The 19,426-nt window shown below is 60.6% G+C and carries 25 protein-coding genes; 4 read left to right on the forward strand and 21 right to left on the reverse strand.

Features of this window, described 5'->3' with window-relative positions; genetic code table 11:
* Positions 1-22 precede the first annotated feature (22 nt).
* Positions 23-904: a type II secretion system F family protein gene (locus ACX80T_RS07535; RefSeq protein WP_019481526.1), complete on the forward strand. Its 882-nt coding sequence runs from the start codon at positions 23-25 to the stop codon at positions 902-904.
* On the opposite strand, the gene ACX80T_RS07540 is transcribed toward ACX80T_RS07535, so the two are convergent.
* On the reverse strand, positions 888-3,746 hold the full coding sequence (locus ACX80T_RS07540; protein ID WP_192813046.1) for a sensor domain-containing protein: 2,859 nt from the start codon (positions 3,744-3,746) through the stop codon (positions 888-890). The two genes, ACX80T_RS07535 and ACX80T_RS07540, sit on opposite strands and share 17 nt — an antisense overlap.
* A 208-nt stretch (positions 3,747-3,954) precedes the next feature.
* On the opposite strand from ACX80T_RS07540, the gene ACX80T_RS07545 reads away from it, so the two are divergent.
* A complete protein-coding gene (locus tag ACX80T_RS07545) occupies positions 3,955-4,341 on the forward strand; it encodes a hypothetical protein (RefSeq protein WP_019481524.1) in 387 nt (128 codons plus the stop codon).
* Between the two features lie 20 nt (positions 4,342-4,361).
* Here the strand turns inward: ACX80T_RS07545 and ACX80T_RS07550 are convergent, their stop codons facing one another.
* Entirely contained in the window at positions 4,362-5,114 is a 753-nt protein-coding gene (locus ACX80T_RS07550) for a response regulator transcription factor (protein ID WP_019481523.1), read from the reverse strand.
* Positions 5,115-5,468: 354 nt separating this feature from the next.
* Between ACX80T_RS07550 and ACX80T_RS07555 the strand changes: the two genes are divergently transcribed.
* Positions 5,469-7,061, forward strand: a complete 1,593-nt coding sequence (locus tag ACX80T_RS07555) for an ATP-binding protein (RefSeq protein WP_083850810.1) — start codon at positions 5,469-5,471, stop codon at positions 7,059-7,061.
* A complete protein-coding gene (locus ACX80T_RS07560; RefSeq protein ID WP_083850806.1) occupies positions 7,039-7,641 on the forward strand; it encodes a prepilin peptidase in 603 nt (200 codons plus the stop codon). The genes ACX80T_RS07555 and ACX80T_RS07560 overlap by 23 nt, the downstream gene beginning before the upstream one ends.
* On the opposite strand, the gene ACX80T_RS07565 is transcribed toward ACX80T_RS07560, so the two are convergent.
* From ACX80T_RS07565 to rplN, 19 genes are all read right to left on the reverse strand, one after another.
* On the reverse strand, positions 7,638-8,567 hold the full coding sequence (locus tag ACX80T_RS07565; protein WP_019481520.1) for a tRNA pseudouridine synthase A: 930 nt from the start codon (positions 8,565-8,567) through the stop codon (positions 7,638-7,640). The genes ACX80T_RS07560 and ACX80T_RS07565 overlap by 4 nt on opposite strands.
* A gap of 24 nt (positions 8,568-8,591) precedes the next feature.
* Complete coding sequence (gene rplQ, locus ACX80T_RS07570) at positions 8,592-9,218, reverse strand: 50S ribosomal protein L17 (RefSeq protein ID WP_019481519.1); 627 nt, start codon at positions 9,216-9,218, stop codon at positions 8,592-8,594.
* A 65-nt stretch (positions 9,219-9,283) separates the two neighbouring features.
* A complete protein-coding gene (locus tag ACX80T_RS07575; protein WP_019481518.1) occupies positions 9,284-10,294 on the reverse strand; it encodes a DNA-directed RNA polymerase subunit alpha in 1,011 nt (336 codons plus the stop codon).
* 165 nt (positions 10,295-10,459) lie between these two features.
* Complete coding sequence (gene rpsK, locus ACX80T_RS07580; RefSeq protein ID WP_019481517.1) at positions 10,460-10,861, reverse strand: 30S ribosomal protein S11; 402 nt, start codon at positions 10,859-10,861, stop codon at positions 10,460-10,462.
* Positions 10,862-11,034: 173 nt separating this feature from the next.
* The gene (gene rpsM, locus ACX80T_RS07585; RefSeq protein ID WP_019481516.1) at positions 11,035-11,412 is read right to left on the reverse strand and encodes a 30S ribosomal protein S13; all 378 of its coding nucleotides are present in this window, start codon (positions 11,410-11,412) and stop codon (positions 11,035-11,037) included.
* 173 nt (positions 11,413-11,585) lie between these two features.
* The gene (gene rpmJ / locus ACX80T_RS07590; RefSeq protein WP_024475611.1) at positions 11,586-11,699 is read right to left on the reverse strand and encodes a 50S ribosomal protein L36; all 114 of its coding nucleotides are present in this window, start codon (positions 11,697-11,699) and stop codon (positions 11,586-11,588) included.
* Positions 11,700-11,772: 73 nt separating this feature from the next.
* Complete coding sequence (gene infA, locus ACX80T_RS07595; protein WP_019481515.1) at positions 11,773-11,994, reverse strand: translation initiation factor IF-1; 222 nt, start codon at positions 11,992-11,994, stop codon at positions 11,773-11,775.
* 198 nt (positions 11,995-12,192) lie between these two features.
* Positions 12,193-13,014 carry a type I methionyl aminopeptidase gene (map, locus tag ACX80T_RS07600; RefSeq protein WP_019481514.1) on the reverse strand — a complete coding sequence of 274 codons (822 nt, stop codon included), beginning with the start codon at positions 13,012-13,014 and terminating at the stop codon, positions 12,193-12,195.
* A gap of 7 nt (positions 13,015-13,021) precedes the next feature.
* On the reverse strand, positions 13,022-13,594 hold the full coding sequence (locus ACX80T_RS07605; protein ID WP_019481513.1) for an adenylate kinase: 573 nt from the start codon (positions 13,592-13,594) through the stop codon (positions 13,022-13,024).
* Complete coding sequence (gene secY, locus ACX80T_RS07610) at positions 13,591-14,904, reverse strand: preprotein translocase subunit SecY (protein WP_026040899.1); 1,314 nt, start codon at positions 14,902-14,904, stop codon at positions 13,591-13,593. Before secY ends, ACX80T_RS07605 begins: the two co-directional genes overlap by 4 nt.
* A 195-nt stretch (positions 14,905-15,099) precedes the next feature.
* Positions 15,100-15,594 carry a 50S ribosomal protein L15 gene (gene rplO, locus ACX80T_RS07615; RefSeq protein WP_019481511.1) on the reverse strand — a complete coding sequence of 165 codons (495 nt, stop codon included), beginning with the start codon at positions 15,592-15,594 and terminating at the stop codon, positions 15,100-15,102.
* On the reverse strand, positions 15,594-15,806 hold the full coding sequence (gene rpmD / locus ACX80T_RS07620; RefSeq protein WP_019481510.1) for a 50S ribosomal protein L30: 213 nt from the start codon (positions 15,804-15,806) through the stop codon (positions 15,594-15,596). The genes rplO and rpmD overlap by 1 nt, the downstream gene beginning before the upstream one ends.
* A complete protein-coding gene (rpsE, locus tag ACX80T_RS07625; protein WP_019481509.1) occupies positions 15,806-16,555 on the reverse strand; it encodes a 30S ribosomal protein S5 in 750 nt (249 codons plus the stop codon). The genes rpmD and rpsE overlap by 1 nt, the downstream gene beginning before the upstream one ends.
* Complete coding sequence (rplR, locus tag ACX80T_RS07630) at positions 16,552-16,935, reverse strand: 50S ribosomal protein L18 (protein ID WP_019481508.1); 384 nt, start codon at positions 16,933-16,935, stop codon at positions 16,552-16,554. The genes rpsE and rplR overlap by 4 nt, the downstream gene beginning before the upstream one ends.
* A 2-nt stretch (positions 16,936-16,937) precedes the next feature.
* Positions 16,938-17,474, reverse strand: coding sequence for a 50S ribosomal protein L6 (gene rplF / locus ACX80T_RS07635; RefSeq protein ID WP_019481507.1), 537 nt, complete (start codon positions 17,472-17,474; stop codon positions 16,938-16,940).
* Between the two features lie 24 nt (positions 17,475-17,498).
* Positions 17,499-17,897, reverse strand: coding sequence for a 30S ribosomal protein S8 (gene rpsH / locus ACX80T_RS07640; RefSeq protein ID WP_019481506.1), 399 nt, complete (start codon positions 17,895-17,897; stop codon positions 17,499-17,501).
* 99 nt (positions 17,898-17,996) lie between these two features.
* Complete coding sequence (gene rplE / locus ACX80T_RS07645; protein ID WP_019481505.1) at positions 17,997-18,572, reverse strand: 50S ribosomal protein L5; 576 nt, start codon at positions 18,570-18,572, stop codon at positions 17,997-17,999.
* Positions 18,572-18,952 (reverse strand): 50S ribosomal protein L24, encoded by a 381-nt coding sequence (gene rplX / locus ACX80T_RS07650; protein WP_019481504.1) that lies wholly within the window; start codon positions 18,950-18,952, stop codon positions 18,572-18,574. The genes rplE and rplX overlap by 1 nt, the downstream gene beginning before the upstream one ends.
* A gap of 3 nt (positions 18,953-18,955) precedes the next feature.
* On the reverse strand, positions 18,956-19,324 hold the full coding sequence (gene rplN, locus ACX80T_RS07655) for a 50S ribosomal protein L14 (RefSeq protein WP_019481503.1): 369 nt from the start codon (positions 19,322-19,324) through the stop codon (positions 18,956-18,958).
* Positions 19,325-19,426 lie beyond the last annotated feature (102 nt).

Here is a 19,426-nt window from a genome sequence, read left to right on the forward strand (position 1 = left end):
TGGCCCTAGGAAGAAAACAGTCATGCCACCTCTAGTAATCTTTGCAATCTGCGCAATCCCGACGGCTTTTCTGTTGTTTGCTTGGTCCATATTCGGGGTCCGGGCGCCGGGTCGAAAGGGCATGCAGACCAACCTTCAAAGAGGCTTCGTTGGAGAAATTGGGGTAAAGAAGCGGAGCAACAGTCGAATCGAGGCTATTGCGAGCCGATTTACACCGGATCTTCTTGTCGCGAAACTCGATCGCCAACTCGCTCTCGCGGGACGTCCACCAACCTGGCCGCTGAGACGGCTCGTAACGGCCAAAATTGCACTTGGTAGTTTGGCGGCCATTTTCGGGGCTCTTTACCTTGGTGCGAATCCTGGCGGCAAAAGCATACTGCTGGTCCTAGCGGCCACCGGCGTCGCCTACTTCGTGCCCGACTTGCTGGTCTACAGCAAGGGAACCGAACGCCAAACTGCAATCGCGCTTGAGCTGCCCGACACTCTCGACCAGATGACCATTGCAGTCGAAGCGGGGCTGGGATTCGATTCGGCCATGGCGCGTGCAGGACAGAACGGGAAAGGTCCGCTTGCAGCCGAGTTGGTCCGCACCCTCCAGGACATGCAGTTGGGTATGGGCCGACGCGACGCGTACACTGCACTGCTCGCCCGGACGAACACCCCTGACCTTCGAAAGTTTGTCAACGCGATTGTGCAGGCTGACCGTTACGGCATATCGATCTCGGCTGTGCTTAGGGTGCAGGCAAGCGAGATGAGAGTGAAACGGCGTCAACGCGCAGAAGAAAAAGCCATGCAGATCCCAGTAAAAGTGCTATTCCCTTTGATGGTCTGCATTCTGCCGGTGTTGTTTATTGTCTTGCTCGGACCCGCAGGGATTAATGTCTTCCTCACCGTAACTCAATAGCCGCTTGCGCCTGGTGCGCGGCGAACCACGCGGGCACCTGATCCGCTGGCAGAGCCGGCGACCACAGGTACCCCTGCGCAATGGGCACCTGCATCCGGGACAGCTCGTCCAGTTGCTCAGCGGTCTCCACCCCTTCAGCCACTACCCGTAGCCCCAGAGCCTGCCCCATCGCGGCAATGGCTTCCACAATCGGGCCAGCGTGCACGTCGCTACCACCCAGACCGTCGATGAATGACCGGTCAATTTTCAATGATGTGACGGGAAAGCGTCTGAGATAACTCAATGAGGAGTAGCCTGTCCCGAAGTCATCAACGGCAATGCCAATCCCGAGGCTGCGGAGTTTGGTCAGCGTTTTTAGTGACTGGTCGGCGTCGCCCATCAGGACAGATTCGGTGATTTCCAGGATCACTGCCGACGGTTCAATCCCCGCCGCCCGAATGGCGGCGCCCACTGCTGAGTGAAGGCCTGCGTCCTGCAGTTGCCGCGCCGAAAGATTCACCGCCATCCGCCATTCTTCCGCACCGGGCAGGTTCGCCTTCCACCACTTCACCTGCTGGAGAGCCTGGTTGAGCACCCATAACCCGATCGGAACAATCTGACCGGTTTCTTCAGCGACCGGAATGAACGAGTCAGGCCCAATCAGCCCGTGTTCCGGGTGTTGCCATCTCACCAGGGCTTCAAATCCAACTGGTTTACCGTTCGCCACATCGATCACCGGTTGGTAATGAACCTGCAATTGATCGCGTTCGATTGCACGCGGCAGTTCCGTCTCGACGGCCAGCCGCAAAGCCGCTCGCCGGTGCATTGCCTCATCAAAGACGATTGCCTTGTTCCTCCCGCTCACCTTGGCCCGATACATCGCGGCATCGGAATTGTGCAGCAGGGATTCCGGGGTGTCATCGACAGAGGAGATCGCGATGCCGATACTGACATCCACGAACACTTCCCGGTCCAGAAGCTCAAACGGTATTTGCACTGCTGCACGGATCCGGCGGGCGAGTTTCGTCGCGCTATCCTCGGTCATATCCGCGCAGACAATGACGAACTCGTCACCAGCGAAACGGGCCAGTGTGTCCTCAGGTCGAACAGTGCCCAGCAACCGGGACGACAGCTGGACCAAAAGGCTATCCCCTGCAGCGTGGCCCAGTCCGTCGTTGATGACCTTGAAACGGTCCACGTCGAGGAAGAGCACTCCAACTTGTGAGCCTCTCAGCGCGCACTCGGCCAGAGCCTCCTGAATGCTCTCCGTGAGCAGCGCCCGGTTCGCCAGGCCGGTCAGCGGGTCCCTGAACGCCAGCCGTTCTAGCGCCTGTTCCCCCAGCTTCCGCTCGGTAATATCCAGCGCCGTCCCCAACATCTTGACCGGCTCGCCGTCGTCGTCCCGCTCAAGAACTGCCCTGGCGTAAACCCATCGCACGTCCGCGCCCTGGCCTCCCACACGGTAGGTGAAGTCGACTGACATCCCACGGTCCATAAAGTCCTTCCACAGGAGGGCAATACGGTCGCGGTCCTCCGGGTGCACCGCACTCAACAGTGGCCCGCGCGCGCCCTCCGCCGTAACCGGCAGCCCATGGATTCTGCAATATTCGTCAGACCGCCAGACCCGGTCGGCATGGGCATCCCACTCCACGGACCCAACGTGGGCCATTTCCTGGGCAGCTGCAAGCCGGTCCCGCTCCAGTTCAGAAGCGGCGCGCAGCCTGTTGATTTCAGACACATCACGGGCGACCGCAGATGAACCGACCAATTGTCCCTGCTCGTCATACATCGGGGATAGCGTGAGCGAAATGTCCAACACCGATCCGTCTTTCCGCATCCCCCGAACCAGCTGGCCGATGACGGGCTCCCCCCGCCGGAGCTTGTCGCGTAGCTCCTCGTCCGCACCGGAACGTTCCTCCGGCGAGAGCATCAGCACGCTACGGCCAATCGCTTCCTCCGGCGAATAACCGTAGATCCGCTCAGCTCCTGCATTCCAACTAGTGATAATCCCCTCGAGGGTTGCACCGTTTATCGCATCGTTCGAGAATTCGACCAGACTCGACAGCCGGCCCATTTCAGCCTGGGCGCGATTCGATTCGGTCGTGTCCGTGGAGACATCAATCACCGCAATTACCTGCCCGGCTTTGTCATAGAGCGGGGTGATTGTCGAGTAAACGGACAGGCGTCGACCGTTTCTGTGCTTGGTCCAGTGCTCACCAGACCACGGCTTTCCGGACGATACCTGGGCAATGATCGCCGCGGCTCTGGTGCCGTTGTCGAACAGGGCGAGATCCGCGAAGTGCCGCCCAACCGCATCCCCCGCGCTCCACCCCAGCATCTGCGCCGAGGCATCGTTCCAATAGGTAATCCGCCCTTGTAAATCAATTGCGACTACTGATTGCCCGACGGCGTCGAGCAGCGACGCTTGGAAGGAGCTTTCCAGCTGGGCCACTCGCTGCGGCGTAATGTCGATGTGGGTGACGACCAGACCGCCGCTGTCACTCCTGCAGATGCGCGTGCGAATCCAGCGTTCACCGCCCTGAGACGGATACTCAAGTGCAAGGTTTTGATGGACCCCGCTCAGGACAGCGTGGAGACCAGTTGAAACCTCGACAGCGGCGCTATCACCTTCCGCCGCCGCCGCGACACACTCCGTCAGGTAGGACACCCCGGCGACCGGTGCTGCGATACCGGCGAAGGGCTGAGAGAAACGCTCCCATTCCCGATTCACCGCCGAGATCACGCCATCCACATCGAGTACCGCTACCGCCACCGGGAGCGCGTCAAGGGTTTCACGCAATCCTGCCCGCGGCCGCTGCGCGGGATTGCCGTCGGCCGGGACCGAGGGTCGGTACGTGGTCATCATCACAGCCTATGCCAACCACTGGTCGGGCCTACCATAAACGGACCAGGCAAAGGAATAACGCAGCTTTTGCGCAGTGTAACCCAAACTATTGACCGAAATAAAGGCGATCGAAGTACTCTCAATAAATGATCCCTGCAAATTGCGCCGTGCCTAAAGCGGTGAGGACGGTTTACACGGTGGCGGAATCTACCGCACCAATCGCTCAGTGCTGCCCCTGATATTTTCTCCACAGGGCCGCGTCCCCCTCATCGATCAAAACACCTTACTGGCCCTTGCAGATCAGCTCGAAAACCCGTCGGCCGTCAAGGCATTCATCCTCGACTTCATCCATGTTTGGGATGAAAGGTTTATCCGGCTGGCGGACACCGTTTCCCGTGGTGACCACGCCGCCGCTATGGAAGCGGTGCTGAGCGTCAGAACCAGCGCGATGATGGTCGGGGCAGCGCGGCTCGCCAGCCTGGCTTCCGCCCTTGAGGAATCAGTCCGGCTCAACGACCTGATCGAAGCCGCCGACATCCTTCCGCTCGTGGAAGCGTGCGGCATCCAAACGATCCGCGAACTGGCTCTTTGCTCTGAGGCTGTTCCCGGGTAGAACGAATGATGGCCGCTGGATCAGGTTCGCTTGGGCGCCAACCTGTAGCCAACCCCGCGGACGGTCAACAGCCACCTGGGTTCGCGCGTATCCTCGCCCAGCTTCCGGCGGAGATTGCCCATATGGACCTCTACCGCCCGCTCGTCGGCATCACTGATATAGGCGTCGTCCCGGTAGTGGTGACCCCTGACAACCCGGACCAGATTCGCTTTGGTACGGACTGATCCGCCGCTTCGCAGGAGATCGTGCAGCAAGTCGAACTCACTGCGTGTGAGGCTGAGTTTGTTCCCCGCCAACGTCGCGGTCCGCGTTTCGTGGTTGAGCGCCAGCCCATTGTGCAGCAGTACCCCGGGTTCCCCTTCGTCGGGAGTCGGAGCGCTGCCCTCCCCTGTTGCATCGGGGTTCCGTGGCCTACGGAGCATTGCGGCTATCCGCGCCCGAAGTTCCCGTGGTCGGAAAGGTTTGGTGATGAAATCATCCGCACCTGATTGCAGTGCAGTAAGGGTATCCAGTTCGTCGGTTCGAGCCGTAAGCATCAGAACGTAGCAATTACTCGACTGCCGGATCCTGCGGAGCACCTCGTACCCGTCGATATCCGGAAGGCCCACATCGAGGGTCACAATGGTCGCGTGATGTTTGCCGACCAGCTCGACCCCTTCGCGGCCGGAGCCCGCCGAATGAACTTCAAATCCAGACTGGGTCAGGACAGCATCGACCAGGTTTCGCACATCGGCATCGTCTTCGATAACCACTGCAACTCCGGGATCGCTCATATCATTCCCTATTGTCGGCTCGTCTGGCCACTAGGCCATTGGGCTGTAAAGGATACGTCCCCCCGCATTTCACAATACTTCCGTTCGGTCCCCCAGCATACTCTTTGCAGTGGAGTCTGCTCGGTTTGAATCCGCAGACCGTCTCGACTGCGTATCAATATGCGAGATTCCCGGTGCGAGGGTAGGCAACTCCGATTGTTGGGAGATAATGGGCGCATGCGTTACGACGGCTCGGGGAAGCCGACAACCGAATACTCTCGCCATGATTCCGGAAACTCGGCTACGCCTGAGCGCTTGTGGCTGCCCGGATTCGGACGGTTCGAAGGGGGCTTCAACCCTCGTAAAAAGGCGGCAATGCACCAATTGCCCCTGACGATTGCGGTCGTAATCATTGCCGGGACCGCACCGCTATTGAATCCGGATTTACTGCTGAGCGGACTCTTTCTCACAGGACTATTCCTGACCATTGCTCTTTTCGCGGCGTGTTTCCTGGTTCCATGGGGGCGCCTACCAACAGGGGCAATGCTTGCCATCCCCATCCTGGATTTTGTAGCCATTTTGCTCTGCCGGAACGGCGCCGTCGACATCGTCCCTGGCCTGGGCGCGCTTGCGGCCTTCCCTGTCGTCTGGCTGGCTGCGTCCGGTCTGATGCCCCTGCTGGCCGCGATAGTCAGCTTCGTTGGACCCTACCTCATTGTCCTTTTCCCCTATTTGCTGGACTCCACCACCACTTATGCATCCCTGGTGGACACCCTGTTGCTCCCGACCATGACGCTGGCCCTTTTCCTCGTGATGAGAGTCCTCACGCTCCAGATGCGGATGCAACGGCTGGAGTTACAGCAAAAGGCCGATGAGGTGTTAGCCCTTGAGGCTCAGAGTGGTGATCGCGAGAGACTGCTCGCTGCCATCCTCGACACGGTCGACGTCGGCGTCCTCGCCGTCGATACGGAAGGAAGGACCTTGCTGTCCAACCGGCAGCAGCAACTGTTCCAGCAGGGAGCGTCCTCCCAAGACTGCGACGAAGACATCAGGTTCTTCGGAAGCAAGGGATCCACTCCCCTACCCGAATCGCTGCACCCCATTCGACGGGCCGCCGAGGGCGAATCCTTCTCCAATAACCTTCTCTGGTTCGGCGAGGGAGACTGTCAACGGGCGGTGTCCACAGCAGCCCGGCCGATGACTGGTAACGGCGGGGAGTTCACCGGCTCAGTCATCGTCTTCACGGACGTCACCGACCTGGCGAAGGCGCTGACGGTGAAGGAGGATTTCGTCTCCAATGTCACGCACGAGTTCAGCACACCGCTCACTTCCATTCTCGGCCATCTCGACCTGGTACTCGAGTCCCCGGACGTCCTGACCCCGCATACCCGGGAGTCCCTGGGCATCGCCAGACGGAACGCTGAACGCCTCTCCATCCTGGTTTCGGACCTCCTGTCGGCAGCCTCCGCTTCGATCAACCTGCATGCCAAGCCGACCGAGCTGACGGCTCTTCTGACCTCCCGGATACGGTCGGCCCGGACGCACGCGACCAACGCCGGAATCACACTCGTTTCGGAGGTACCTCAGTGCCTGTGGGCCATCGCCGATCCAATGAGGATGGGCCAGGTGGTAGATAACCTGCTCTCGAACGCCATCAAATACTCGCCCGATGGTGGAGCCGTCACTGTCCGGGCACATGCGGGAGAGGGAAAGGTCCTGCTGGAAGTCGAGGACTGCGGAATAGGTATGACCCCGGACGAGACAGCGCTGATTTACGGTCGGTTTTTTCGCGCTCACAGCGCAAGGGAATCGGCGATTCCCGGGGTCGGTTTGGGCCTGGCCATCACCAAGGCAATTGTCGAAGGCCACGGCGGCACGATTCATTGCTCGAGCTCACTCGGAACCGGTACAAAGTTCACTGTCAGTCTGCCAACAACCATGGCCCATGCGCCGGCAGTCGTTGGCTGACCGGATGCCGATGAGGGAATCTGTTGGCAGCGAGGTCCTGGCTTTGCCACGCGCTGCCCGCATCGTGACCGTGGCTGTGACGGCGTTGCTGGCCGGACTAGTTCTCCTGCGGTTCGGGTGGGCACCCGAGACCCCTTCGTTCCTTGTGCTGCCCCTGTTCGGGGTAGTGCTGGCCATGATCGATCTGCGCACAAGGCTCCTGCCGAACGCGCTCTTGCTGCCGTTCGCGGCCACCACGCTGGTCCTTCTCCTAGCGTCCAGTGGCCTGTCCGGCGACTGGAACCGGCTGGCCGGCGCGGCCCTCGGCGGTGTTGCCATGTTCGGCATCTACCTTGTGCTTGCACTTGTTTCACCGGGCAGCCTCGGGATGGGCGACGTAAAGCTCGCCGCGGTGCTTGGTCTCTACGGGGGTTATGCCGGAATGACCACCTGGTTGGCAACGCTGCTCGGCGGCTTCCTCATCGGCGGCCTTATCAGTGTGTTCCTGCTTCTCTTCACCAAAGCGTCGGCCCGTTCGGTTTTCCCGTTTGGACCGCCGATGCTCGCCGCGTGCTTCGCTGCGATCGTCGCGTTCGGCTAATGCCGTAGCGCGGTGACGCTGCCGTCTCGGCGCGCACGGGTCTCCTCAGCGCGGGAGCCAATGCCGTCGTCGTCGGGGTACCGGACCTCTTCGAGGACCAGCGGGTGAGGGGCAGCGAGCACGGACCGCGCCTCCTTGCTGCGCGCGGTGAGCCGTTCGAAGAGCCACTCGGGGTCTTTCTCCCCCACACCCACACGCAACGTTGAGCCGATAAGCCCTCGCACCATGTTGTGGCAAAAGGCGTCAGCCTGAATGGCCGCGGTGATGACGCCGTCGTCGCCGCGGCTGAAGTCGAACCGCTGCAGCTCGCGGACAGTTGTCGCGCCGGGCCGCGGTTTCACAAAGGAGCGGAAGTCCTGCAGGCCGAGTAGCAGCCGGGCGCCGTCGTTCATCCGGTCGACCTGCAGCTCGTCGGGGTGCCAGAGCGTCACGCCGCGGACCAAGGGGTCCCGCAGTTCGGGACGGTCGGCGATCCGGTAGCTGTAACGACGCCACAGCGCCGAGAACCTGGCATCGAACCCGGTGGGGGCCAGCCCTACCTTGAGAACGACGACAGCGGGCACCTGGTGGCGCTGCCGGTCGACTTTGTTGAGTTCACGGCTGATCGTGGCTCCCAGCCTGCGCATCATTGCCGTTTCCGGGGTCATCTCCTTGCCGCGGCTGAGACCAAACCATTCCGCTGGGGTGAGATCCACATGAGCCACCTGACCGCGGGCGTGGACGCCGGTATCGGTGCGCCCCGCGACCGTCAGCCGAGCGGGACGGCGCAACAGCGTTGCGAGCCCTGCCTCGACCGCTCCCTGTACGGTGAGCAACCCAGGTTGCAGGGCCCATCCGGAGAAGGACGCTCCATCGTAGGCAAGATCGAGCCGGACACGCAAAAGCCCGCTGTCCTCACGAAGGACAGCGGGCTTTTGCTCAGTCATGGTGCTTATTCAGATGCGGAAGAATTACTTCTTGCCGTCGTCTTCGGTGGTGCCTTCTTCGACTACAACAACCTCATCGGCGCCGGCCTCGGCGCTGACGTTGGTGTCCTCAGCGGCGACCTCTTCGGCCGACGATGCTGAATCTGCTGAATCTGCTGAATCGACCGAGTCAGCTGACTCTGGCGAATCCGCTGAATCCGCTGACTCTGGTGAGTCTGCCTCTACCGGAGCGGCTGGAGCTGCGTTCGCCTTGGACTGCTCGGCTTCTGCAACGACTGACTGCTTCGCTGACATTGGCTCCAGAACCAGTTCGATGACGGCCATCGGGGCGTTGTCGCCCTTACGGTTACCGATCTTGGTGATGCGGGTGTAGCCACCTTCGCGCTCGGCAACGGCAGGAGCGATGTCCGTGAACAGCTCATGGACGATGCTCTTGCTGCTGATGACGCCCAGGACGCGACGACGTGAGGCGAGATCGCCCTTCTTCGCGAAGGTGATCAGGCGCTCGGCGTAGGGGCGAAGCCTCTTCGCCTTGGTCACCGTGGTGGTGATGCGCTTGTGCTCGAACAGTGAGGCGGCCAAGTTGGCGAGCATCAGGCGTTCGTGCGCCGGACCGCCTCCGAGACGTGGGCCCTTTGTTGGTGTGGGCATGATTGTTTCTCCTCTAAGTGGTCCTGTCCGCCGCTATCAGCGGCGGACAGGTCTTTCTAACGTTGTTAGAGCTCGTCGTCGCTGTATGCGGCGTCGTCTTCTTCAATGGCTGCTGCGCGAGCCGCGAGGTCGAACCCTGGAGGGGAATCCTTCAGGGACAGACCCAGCTCAACCAGCTTGGCCTTGACCTCATCGATCGACTTGGCACCGAAGTTCCGGATGTCCATCAGGTCGGCCTCGGAGCGCGCAACGAGTTCACCCACGGTGTGGATACCCTCACGCTTGAGGCAGTTGTATGACCGAACAGTCAGCTCGAGATCTTCAATGGGCAGCGCCATGTCGGCTGCCAGGGCAGCGTCCGTTGGCGATGGGCCAATCTCGATGCCTTCGGCGGCGGTGTTCAGCTCACGAGCCAGTCCGAACAGTTCCACCAGGGTGGTACCGGCCGAGGCTACTGCATCGCGGGGGGCGATGGCGTCCTTGGTTTCGACGTCGACGATCAGACGGTCGAAGTCGGTGCGCTGCTCAACACGGGTTGCTTCGACCCGGAAGGTGACCTTCAGGACCGGCGAGTAGATCGAGTCGACCGGGATGCGGCCGATCTCCGAGTCGCCGGACTTGTTCTGTGAGGCCGACACGTAGCCACGCCCACGTTCGATGGTCAGCTCGAGTTCAAACTTCCCCTTCGAGTTAAGGGTGGCGATGTGCAGATCCGGGTTGTGGAACTCGACACCGGCTGGCGGTGCAATGTCCGCCGCGGTGACGACGCCGGGACCCTGCTTGCGCAGGTAGGCGACAACTGGCTCGTCGTGCTCGGAAGACACGGCCAGGTTCTTGATGTTCAGGATGATCTCGGTGACATCTTCCTTGACACCAGGAACCGTGGTGAACTCGTGCAGAACACCGTCGATACGGATGCTGGTTACAGCTGCACCCGGGATCGAGGAAAGCAGGGTGCGGCGGAGTGAGTTTCCGAGGGTGTAGCCGAAACCGGGCTCAAGCGGCTCGATGACGAACCGTGAGCGGTTGTCGGCGACGACTTCTTCAGTCAGGGTGGGGCGCTGTGCAATAAGCACTTACATTTCCTTTCAGGGTGCATCCGCTATATGACGCAACACAAATGGTGGAAAGGGACAGCTAGCAAGCAACGCTTATTAGCTTGGGGAGCGGTGTCGAACGCCGCCCTGAACAATCCCAGGTAGTGGAATCATTCAGCGCGGCATTCGCACCGTAAAAGCTAATTAGACGCGGCGACGCTTCGGAGGCCGGCAACCGTTGTGGGCGCTGGGGGTGACATCCTGGATGGAGCCAACCTCCAGGCCGGTGGCCTGCAGCGAGCGGATAGCTGTTTCGCGTCCTGAGCCTGGGCCCTTGACGAAAACGTCGACCTTCTTGACGCCGTGTTCCTGCGCACGCTTGGCGGCAGCCTCGGCTGCCATCTGAGCGGCGAACGGGGTCGACTTACGAGAGCCCTTGAATCCAACTTCACCGGCGGAGGCCCAGGAGATAACTGCTCCTGACGGGTCCGTGATGGACACGATGGTGTTGTTGAAGGTGCTCTTGATGTGCGCCTGTCCAAGCGCGATATTCTTCTTATCCTTGCGACGCGGCTTACGTACCGCTCCACGAGTCTTGGGGGGCATTGCTTCTCCTACGAAAGGTGATGGGTGAGGTGCCGGGACCTGAGGGCCTGGCGAAGGCGAGCTATGGAACCAATCCTGGGCCGCCTGATGAGGAAGCCAATGGGTGGGCCCATGGCCGCCGGATTCCCTGGCCGGACGAGCGCTAGCGAGTCAGGTTAGGGAGCTGCCAGAGACTAGCGCGCGGCCTTCTTCTTGCCGGCCACGGTGCGCTTGGGGCCCTTACGGGTACGCGCGTTGGTCTTCGTACGCTGTCCGCGTACAGGAAGACCGCGGCGGTGCCGGATGCCTTCGTAGCTTCCGATCTCCACCTTCCGGCGGATGTCGGCGGCTACCTCACGGCGGAGGTCACCTTCGACCTTGTAGTTGACTTCGATGTAGTCACGCAGCTGCAGCAGCTCCGCGTCACTGAGGTCCTTGACGCGCGTATTCGGGCTGATCCCGGTTTCTGCCAGCGTCTGGTCTGCACGGGTCTTGCCCACGCCATAGATATAGGTAAGCGCTATCACTACCCGCTTTTCGCGGGGAATGTCTACGCCAGCGAGACGTGCCATAGTGGCGGTTCTCCTTTGGTGTTTCTGGAGGTCTGAGACAGAGCGGCCTGCTGAGAATCTCAGCTCCCCGGCCTCCGTGCCCGGGGGTGTGCTCCCACTGATCGTGGGAACTGCTCTGCCTTTATGGTTGTACTACTGCAGCGCGTGGGTGGTGCTTCTCCTGAAGAGAAGAACTAGCCCTGACGCTGTTTGTGGCGCGGGTTTTCGCAGATTACGAGTACGTTGCCCTTGCGGCGAACCACCTGGCACTTATCGCAGATCCGCTTGACGCTCGGCTGGACCTTCATGGTTTTCCTTTGCGTTGTTTGCAGATTGTGCTGTAACTACACTCCCTATCCTGAGGCAGGACGGGAGAATTCCTTATTTGTAGCGGTAGACGATACGGCCTCGTGTGAGGTCGTAAGGGCTAAGCTCCACTACCACCCGGTCCTCAGGAAGGATCCGAATATAGTGCTGACGCATTTTTCCCGAGATGTGGGCGAGGACAATGTGACCGTTTGCCAGCTCAACGCGGAACATCGCGTTGGGCAGAGCCTCGTTCACAGTGCCTTCAATCTCAATGACACCGTCTTTCTTGGCCATATCCTCCGCTAACGTCTATGCCAGCCACTTACGCGGTTGGCGATTGGGGTTGTGATCGTTGACCTACTCCCAGCGCAGCAACAGATTCGGGTTACCGGACCGTGCACACGTGGCACCCTAAATGGGCACACGAGTAGAGACAACCAACAGGCAACTCTACGCTAACAGTTGTGAAATGTTAAATCTGAGGCCCGGGAATCAGAGCGCGACGGGCGTGACACCCAAGGGCGCGAGCTTGGCCGCTCCCCCGTCTTCGGCGCTGAGCACCCAGATGCCACCGTCGTGTACCGCAACGGTGTGCTCCCACTGACATGACCGCTTGCCGTCAGTGGTGACAACGGTCCAGTCGTCGTCGAGCAAAGTTGTCTCCAGGCCACCAAGAACAAGCATGGGCTCTATCGCCAAACACAGCCCTGGCTTAACCTTGGGACCGCGGTGTCCACTGCGGTAGTTGAGCACGTCGGGAGGCTGGTGCATGGCGGTCCCGATGCCATGCCCAACATAGTCCTGCAGGATCCCTAACGGAGCGCCATCAAGCCCGGAGACGTAGTCGTCAATAGCGTTGCCCACGTCGCCGACATTCCGAGCGTTCGCCAACGCGGCGATCCCATGCCACATGGCCGACTCTGTCGCGTCTGACAGCCGCTGGTCCTCGGCGCGCGCCTGCCCGACAATCACCGAGCGGGCGGAGTCTGAATGCCAGCCGTCCACGATGGCGCCACCATCAATGGAGAGGATATCTCCGTCCTGCAGCGCATAGTCCCCTGGGATCCCGTGCACAACCTCATGGTTCACCGATGCGCAGATCGATGCGGGGAACCCGTGGTAACCCAGAAAGTTGGACGTTGCTCCCGAAGCCTTCAAGACACCAGCGAACACGTCGTCGAGTTCGCGGGTGGTCACGCCCACCGCGGCGGCGGCTACGGCCTCATCCAGCGCTGCCGAAAGGATCAACCCGGCCTTCCGCATGATGCGGATCTGCTGGTTGTTCTTGTATTCGACCTTCGACTGGCGGAACATCGTCAATCTACCGGGTGCCGTTCAGGGCGCCGACAACTCGTTCGGTGACTTCGTCGATGGCTCCGATACCGTCGACCCGCCTGACGATGCCGCGCCCCTCGTACTGCGAGACAACCTCTTCGGTCTGCTCGTGGTACAGGTCGAGCCGGTGGCGGATGACGGTTTCGTTGTCATCGCTGCGGCCGTCCAGCTCGGCGCGCCCGGTCAGGCGACGGATCAGTTCCTCGTCTGGGGCCGTGAGCTGCAGAACGGCGTCGAGGGTGAGCTCGTTCTGCTTGAGGATGTCATCCAGTTCCACCACCTGCGCTGGTGTGCGCGGGTAGCCGTCGAGGAGGAACCCCTCGCGGACATCGTCTTCCTTCAGACGATCCCGCACCATCGAGTTGGTGACGCTGTCTGGTACGAAGTCTCCGGCGTCCATGTACTTTTTGGCCTCCAGGCCAAGTGGAGTCTCGCGCTTCACGTTGTCCCGGAATATGTCTCCGGTAGAAATCGCGACGACACCTAGCCGCTCGGAGATCCGCGAAGCCTGTGTGCCTTTGCCGGATCCGGGAGGACCAATTATGAGCATGCGTGTCATCGCAACAACCCTTCGTAGTGACGCTGCTGAAGCTGGGCGTCGATCTGCTTCACCGTTTCGAGTCCAACACCCACCATGATGAGGATTGAAACACCACCGAACGGGAAGTTCTGGTTTGCGTTGATCAGCACGAGCGCGATCAACGGGATCAGTGCTACCAGGCCGAGGTAAAGGGCGCCCGGGAGGGTGATGCGGGACAACACGTACTGCAGGTACTCGGCCGTTGGCCGCCCCGCACGGATACCCGGAATGAACCCACCGTATTTCTTCATGTTCTCCGAAACCTCGTCCGGGTTGAACGTGATTGCTACGTAGAAGTAGGTGAAGAAGACGATCATGGCGAAGTAGAGAGCCATGTACAGCGGGTGGTCGCCGTTGGCGAGGTAGGTGGTGATGAAGTTGACCCATTCCGGCGGCGGAGTCTGGCCGTCGGTGGGTGTGTTGAACTGTGCGATCAGGCTTGGCAGGTACAACATCGACGACGCGAAGATCACCGGGATGACGCCGGCCATGTTCACCTTGATCGGGATGTAGGTACTGCTTCCCCCGAGCGTGCGTCGACCAACCATCCGCTTGGCGTACTGCACGGGGATTCGACGCTGCGACTGCTCAACAAAGATCACCAGTGCAACCACCACCAGACCGATGGCGATCACTGCCACAAACACCGTCCAGCCCTGGGTGCGGAGGATCTCGCCCAGAGAGGTTGGGAAGCCTGCAGCGATGGCGGTGAAGATGAGCAGTGACATGCCGTTGCCGACTCCACGCTCGGTGATGAGTTCACCCATCCACATGATCAGGCCGGTGCCGGCAGTAAGGGTCAGGATCAAAAGCAGGATGGTGATGATGCTGTCATCCGGGATGATCGGCACTGGACAGTCACCCAGCAGGGCTCCCGATCGGGCCAGGGAAACCAGCGTGGTCGCGTTGAGCAAGGCCAACGCGATGGTCAGGTAACGCGTGTACTGGGTCAGCGTTGACTGCCCCTGCGCGCCTTCCTGATGCAGCTCCTGGAACCGCGGGATGACCACGCGGAGGAGCTGGGTGATGATGCTCGCCGTGATGTAGGGCATGATGCCCAGAGCGAAGATGGACACTTGCAGGAGAGCGCCACCACTGAAGAGGTTCACGAACTCGTAGAGACCGCCCTCGGTGTTGCCGAGCTGCAAACACTGCTGAACATTGCCGTAGTCAACACCGGGCGCGGGGATGAAGGCACCCAGGCGGAAGATGGTGATGATTCCAAGCGTGAACAACAGCTTGCGCCGCAAGTCTGGCGTCCGGAAAGCCCGGCCAATAGCGCTAAGCAAGCGTCCTCCTGAAGGTCTTGGTGTCCATGGCGGACAGATACACAACAACCGAGTCTAACGGTTGAAACCCGGTGCGTCGGACCCGGGGGCGGCTAGGTAAGCCTACTTGGCCGTAAAAAAACTCTTGGTGGGCCGGAATGTTCCGGCCCACCAAGAGTCTAGTTGCTAGATCGGGTAGATCACAGCGGCTCTGAATTAGAGTCCGGTGACCGAACCGCCGGCTGCAGTGATCTTCTCTGCAGCGCTAGCCGAGTACGCGTGCACGGTGACATCGACCTTGACGGTGATATCACCGGTGCCCAGTACCTTCACGGGCTGGTTCTTGCGAACCGCACCGTTGGCGACCAGGCTGTCGACCGACACCTCGCCACCGTTGGGGTAGAGCTCCGAGATCTTGTCCAGGTTTACAACCTGGAACTCGACCCGGAATGGGTTCTTGAACCCACGCAGTTTAGGAAGGCGCATGTGCAGGGGAAGCTGTCCGCCTGCGAAGCCTGCCTTGACCTGGTAACGGGCCTTGGTTCCCTTCATACCGCGTCCTGCAGTCTTACCCTTGGAGCCTTCGCCACGGCCCACGCGGGTCTTGGCGGTCTTCGCTCCAGGGGCGGGACGCAGGTGGTGGACCTTGAGCGCGTGAACGCGCTCGTTGTCCGGATTGACCGTGGCTGCTGCCACATTCTTCTCTGCCATTAGTTGGCCTCCTCAACCTTCACGAGGTGCGGAACCGTGTTGACCATGCCAACGGTAACGGCATCAGCGGTACGGACAACTGTGTGCCCGATGCGCTTGAGGCCGAGGGACCGCAGGGTGTCGCGCTGGTTCTGCTTGCCGCCAATGACGGACTTGATTTGGGTGATTTCAAGCTTCGCTGAGCTTACTAACACGCGCTTGGGAGTTGCCATTACGCACCTGCCTTTTGTTCCTGCATTGCGCGCAGCATCGACGAGGAAGCCACCTGATCCAGCGGCAACCCACGACGGGCCGCTACTGCCTGAGGCTCTTCCAGCCGCTTCAGCGCGTCAACAGTTGCGTGAACAATGTTGATGGCGTTCGAAGAACCGAGTGATTTGGACAGAACGTCGTGGATGCCGACGCATTCCAGCACAGCACGCACCGGGCCACCGGCGATAACGCCGGTACCTGGGGAGGCTGGGCGGAGCAGGACTACGCCTGCGGCCGCTTCGCCCTGAACCAGGTGAGGAACCGTACCACCGATGCGGGGGACCTTGAAGAAGGACTTCTTGGCCTCTTCAACGCCCTTTGCGATAGCTGACGGAACTTCCTTGGCCTTGCCGTAACCGACGCCGACCATTCCGTTACCGTCGCCAACGACAACCAGGGCGGTGAAGCTGAAACGCCGTCCACCCTTGACTACCTTTGACACACGGTTGATGGCAACCACGCGCTCGACAAACTTGTCTTTGTCGTCGCCACGGCCCCCGTCACGGCCACCACGGCCGCCGTCGCGACCGCCACGGCCGCCGTCACGGCCACCGGCGCCGCTGTTGCGGCCACCACGTTCTCCGCGGGCACCGCCCTTGCGGTCGTCGGCTGCTGCCGTTGCGGGTGCCTCTGTAGCCGGAGCTGCAGCGGCAGGCTGTTCAGTACCTGTACTCAATTCAGGTTCCTTTGCATTGTTTTCCTCGGTCACAGTGCCAACCCACCTTCGCGGGCGCCATCAGCGATGGCGGCAATACGGCCGTGGTACTTGTTGCCGCCGCGGTCGAAGACTACTGCTTCGATTCCCGCGGCCTTGGCACGCTCAGCTACGAGGTTGCCCACGCGCTTAGCTTTGGCGGTCTTGTCGCCGTCGAATGCACGCAGATCGGCTTCGAGGGTCGATGCCGAAGCAACCGTGACACCCAAACCGTCGTCGACAACCTGAACGAACATGTGACGTGCAGACCGGTTGACTACCAGACGCGGGCGGACCGCTGTTCCGGTGATGCGCTTACGCACACGGAGGTGGCGGCGTCCACGCTGGGCGGACTTGCTCTTCGAGCTTCGCTTCTTATTAATGCTGATAGCCATGATTATTTACCAGACTTTCCGACTTTACGGCGAACAACTTCGCCTGCGTAGCGCACGCCCTTGCCCTTATAGGGGTCCGGCTTCCGCAGCTTGCGGATGTTTGCGGCGACTTCGCCGACCTGCTGCTTGCTGATGCCGGAGACGGAAACCTTGGTAGGTCCCTCAACGGTCAGAGTGATGCCCTCCGGTGCCTTGACGGCGACCGGGTGGCTGAAGCCCAGTGCGAACTCCAGGTCGGAACCCTTAGCCTGCACGCGGTAACCGGTGCCAACAATTTCCAGGTTCTTCTTGTATCCGTCAGTGACACCGGTGATCATGTTGGAGATCAGCGTGCGTGTCAGGCCGTGCAGCGAACGCGATTCGCGCTCGTCGTTGGGCCGGGTGACGGTCAGTGTGCTCTCGTCGAGATCCACCAGGATTGGGCTGGGCACGGTGTGGCTCAGCTCGCCCTTGGCTCCCTTGACGGAGACCACGTTTCCGGTGATTTTTACCTCAACACCCGCGGGAACGGAGATGGGGAGACGTCCAATACGTGACATGTGTTTACTCCTTCTCTGTTCCGGCTACCAGACGTAGGCGAGGACTTCCCCACCCACGCCCTTCTTGGATGCCTGGCGGTCTGTCAGCAGTCCGGAGGACGTGGACAGGATTGCGATACCAAGACCACCCAGCACGTGCGGCAGGTTGGTGGACTTCGCGTAAACACGGAGTCCGGGCTTGGAGATGCGGCGGATGCCGGCGATTGAACGCTGGCGCTCAGGACCGAACTTGAGGTCGATGGTCAGCTTCTTGCCAACCTCCGCTTCCTCTTCCTTCCAGCCTGCGATGTAGCCTTCAGCCTTGAGGATGTCGGCGACGCGAGCTTTGAGCTTGCTGTATGGCATGCTCACGGTGTCGTGGTATGCGGAGTTTGCATTGCGCAGACGTGTCAGCATGTCTGCCACAGGATCTGTCATTGTCATGTGGGCTCTTGCCCTTCCTCGTAACGGTTTCCGGGGCCCGGTTTAGGGTGTTGGACTTGCGCCCTGCCCTGCCCGGTACGGACCTGGAACGTAGTTAGATTAATCTTCGGATTTAAACGGGAAGCCGAGCGCTTTGAGCAGTGCGCGACCTTCGTCATCGGTTTTTGCGGTGGTGACAACGGTGATGTCCATGCCACGTACACGGTCGATCTTGTCCTGGTCGATCTCGTGGAACATTGACTGTTCCGTGAGTCCGAAGGTGTAGTTGCCGTTTCCGTCGAACTGGCGGCCGCTAAGGCCACGGAAGTCGCGGATACGGGGCAGTGCCAGTGACACTAGACGGTCGACGAATTCCCACATCCGGTCGCCACGGAGAGTTGCGTGGCAGCCGATTGGCATTCCCTCGCGCAGCTTGAACTGAGCAATGGATTTGCGGGCCTTGGTGACCTGAGGCTTCTGACCGGTGATCTGGGTCATGTCGCGTACAGCGCCATCAATGAGCTTGGAGTCCTTGGCGGCATCTCCAACACCCATGTTCACAACAACCTTGACCAGGCGTGGAACCTGGTTGACGTTGGTGTAACCGAATTCTTCCTGCAGTCCGGACTTGATTTCAGCGGCGTAGCGCGTCTTCAGGCGCGGGGAGATCTTTGTCTCTACGGCTTCGGTAGTCATTAGAGATCCTTCCCTGATGCCTTGGCGACACGAATCCGGACCGTACGCTCTTTACCGTCTTTTTCGACGGTATCGATGCGGTAGCCAACGCGGGTTGGCTTGTTGGTCTCGGGGTCAACCACTGCAACATTGCTGATGTGGATGGGGGCTTCAATGACCTCGATGCCGCCGGTCTTCGAGCCGCGCTGCGACTGTCCAACCTTGGTGTGGCGGGTGACGCGGTTGATTCCCTCGACGAGGACCCGGTTGTTCTCCCGGAATACCTTCAGAACCTTGCCCTGCTTGCCGCGGTCTCCGCCGCGTTCCTGCTTGGCTCCGCTGATGACCTGTACCAGGTCACCCTTCTTGATCTTGAACTTCACTGTCTTATTCGCTCCCATGGATTAGAGCACCTCCGGCGCTAGCGAGATGATCTTCATGAAGCGCTTGTCGCGGAGTTCGCGACCGACGGGACCGAAGATACGCGTACCGCGTGGGTCGCCGTCTGTCTTCAAGATCACCGCAGCGTTCTCGTCAAACTTGATGTAGGAACCATCCGCGCGGCGGCGTTCCTTCTTGGTGCGGACGATAACCGCCTTGACGACGTCGCCCTTCTTTACGTTACCGCCGGGAATTGCATCCTTGACGGTGGCGACAATGACGTCGCCGATGCCTGCGTAGCGACGTCCAGATCCACCGAGAACACGGATTGTCAAGATTTCCTTGGCACCCGTGTTGTCGGCGACCTTAAGTCGCGACTCCTGCTGAATCACTTATTACTCCTGTCGTCGCGCTGGTTCTCTATACGAGCCTTGCGGAACGGATATGGGTTGGCCCCGTAATACTGGTCCTCAGCCTGCGCGGGCGCGAACACG

The sequence above is a fragment of the Arthrobacter sp. Sr33 genome (assembly GCF_054511195.1).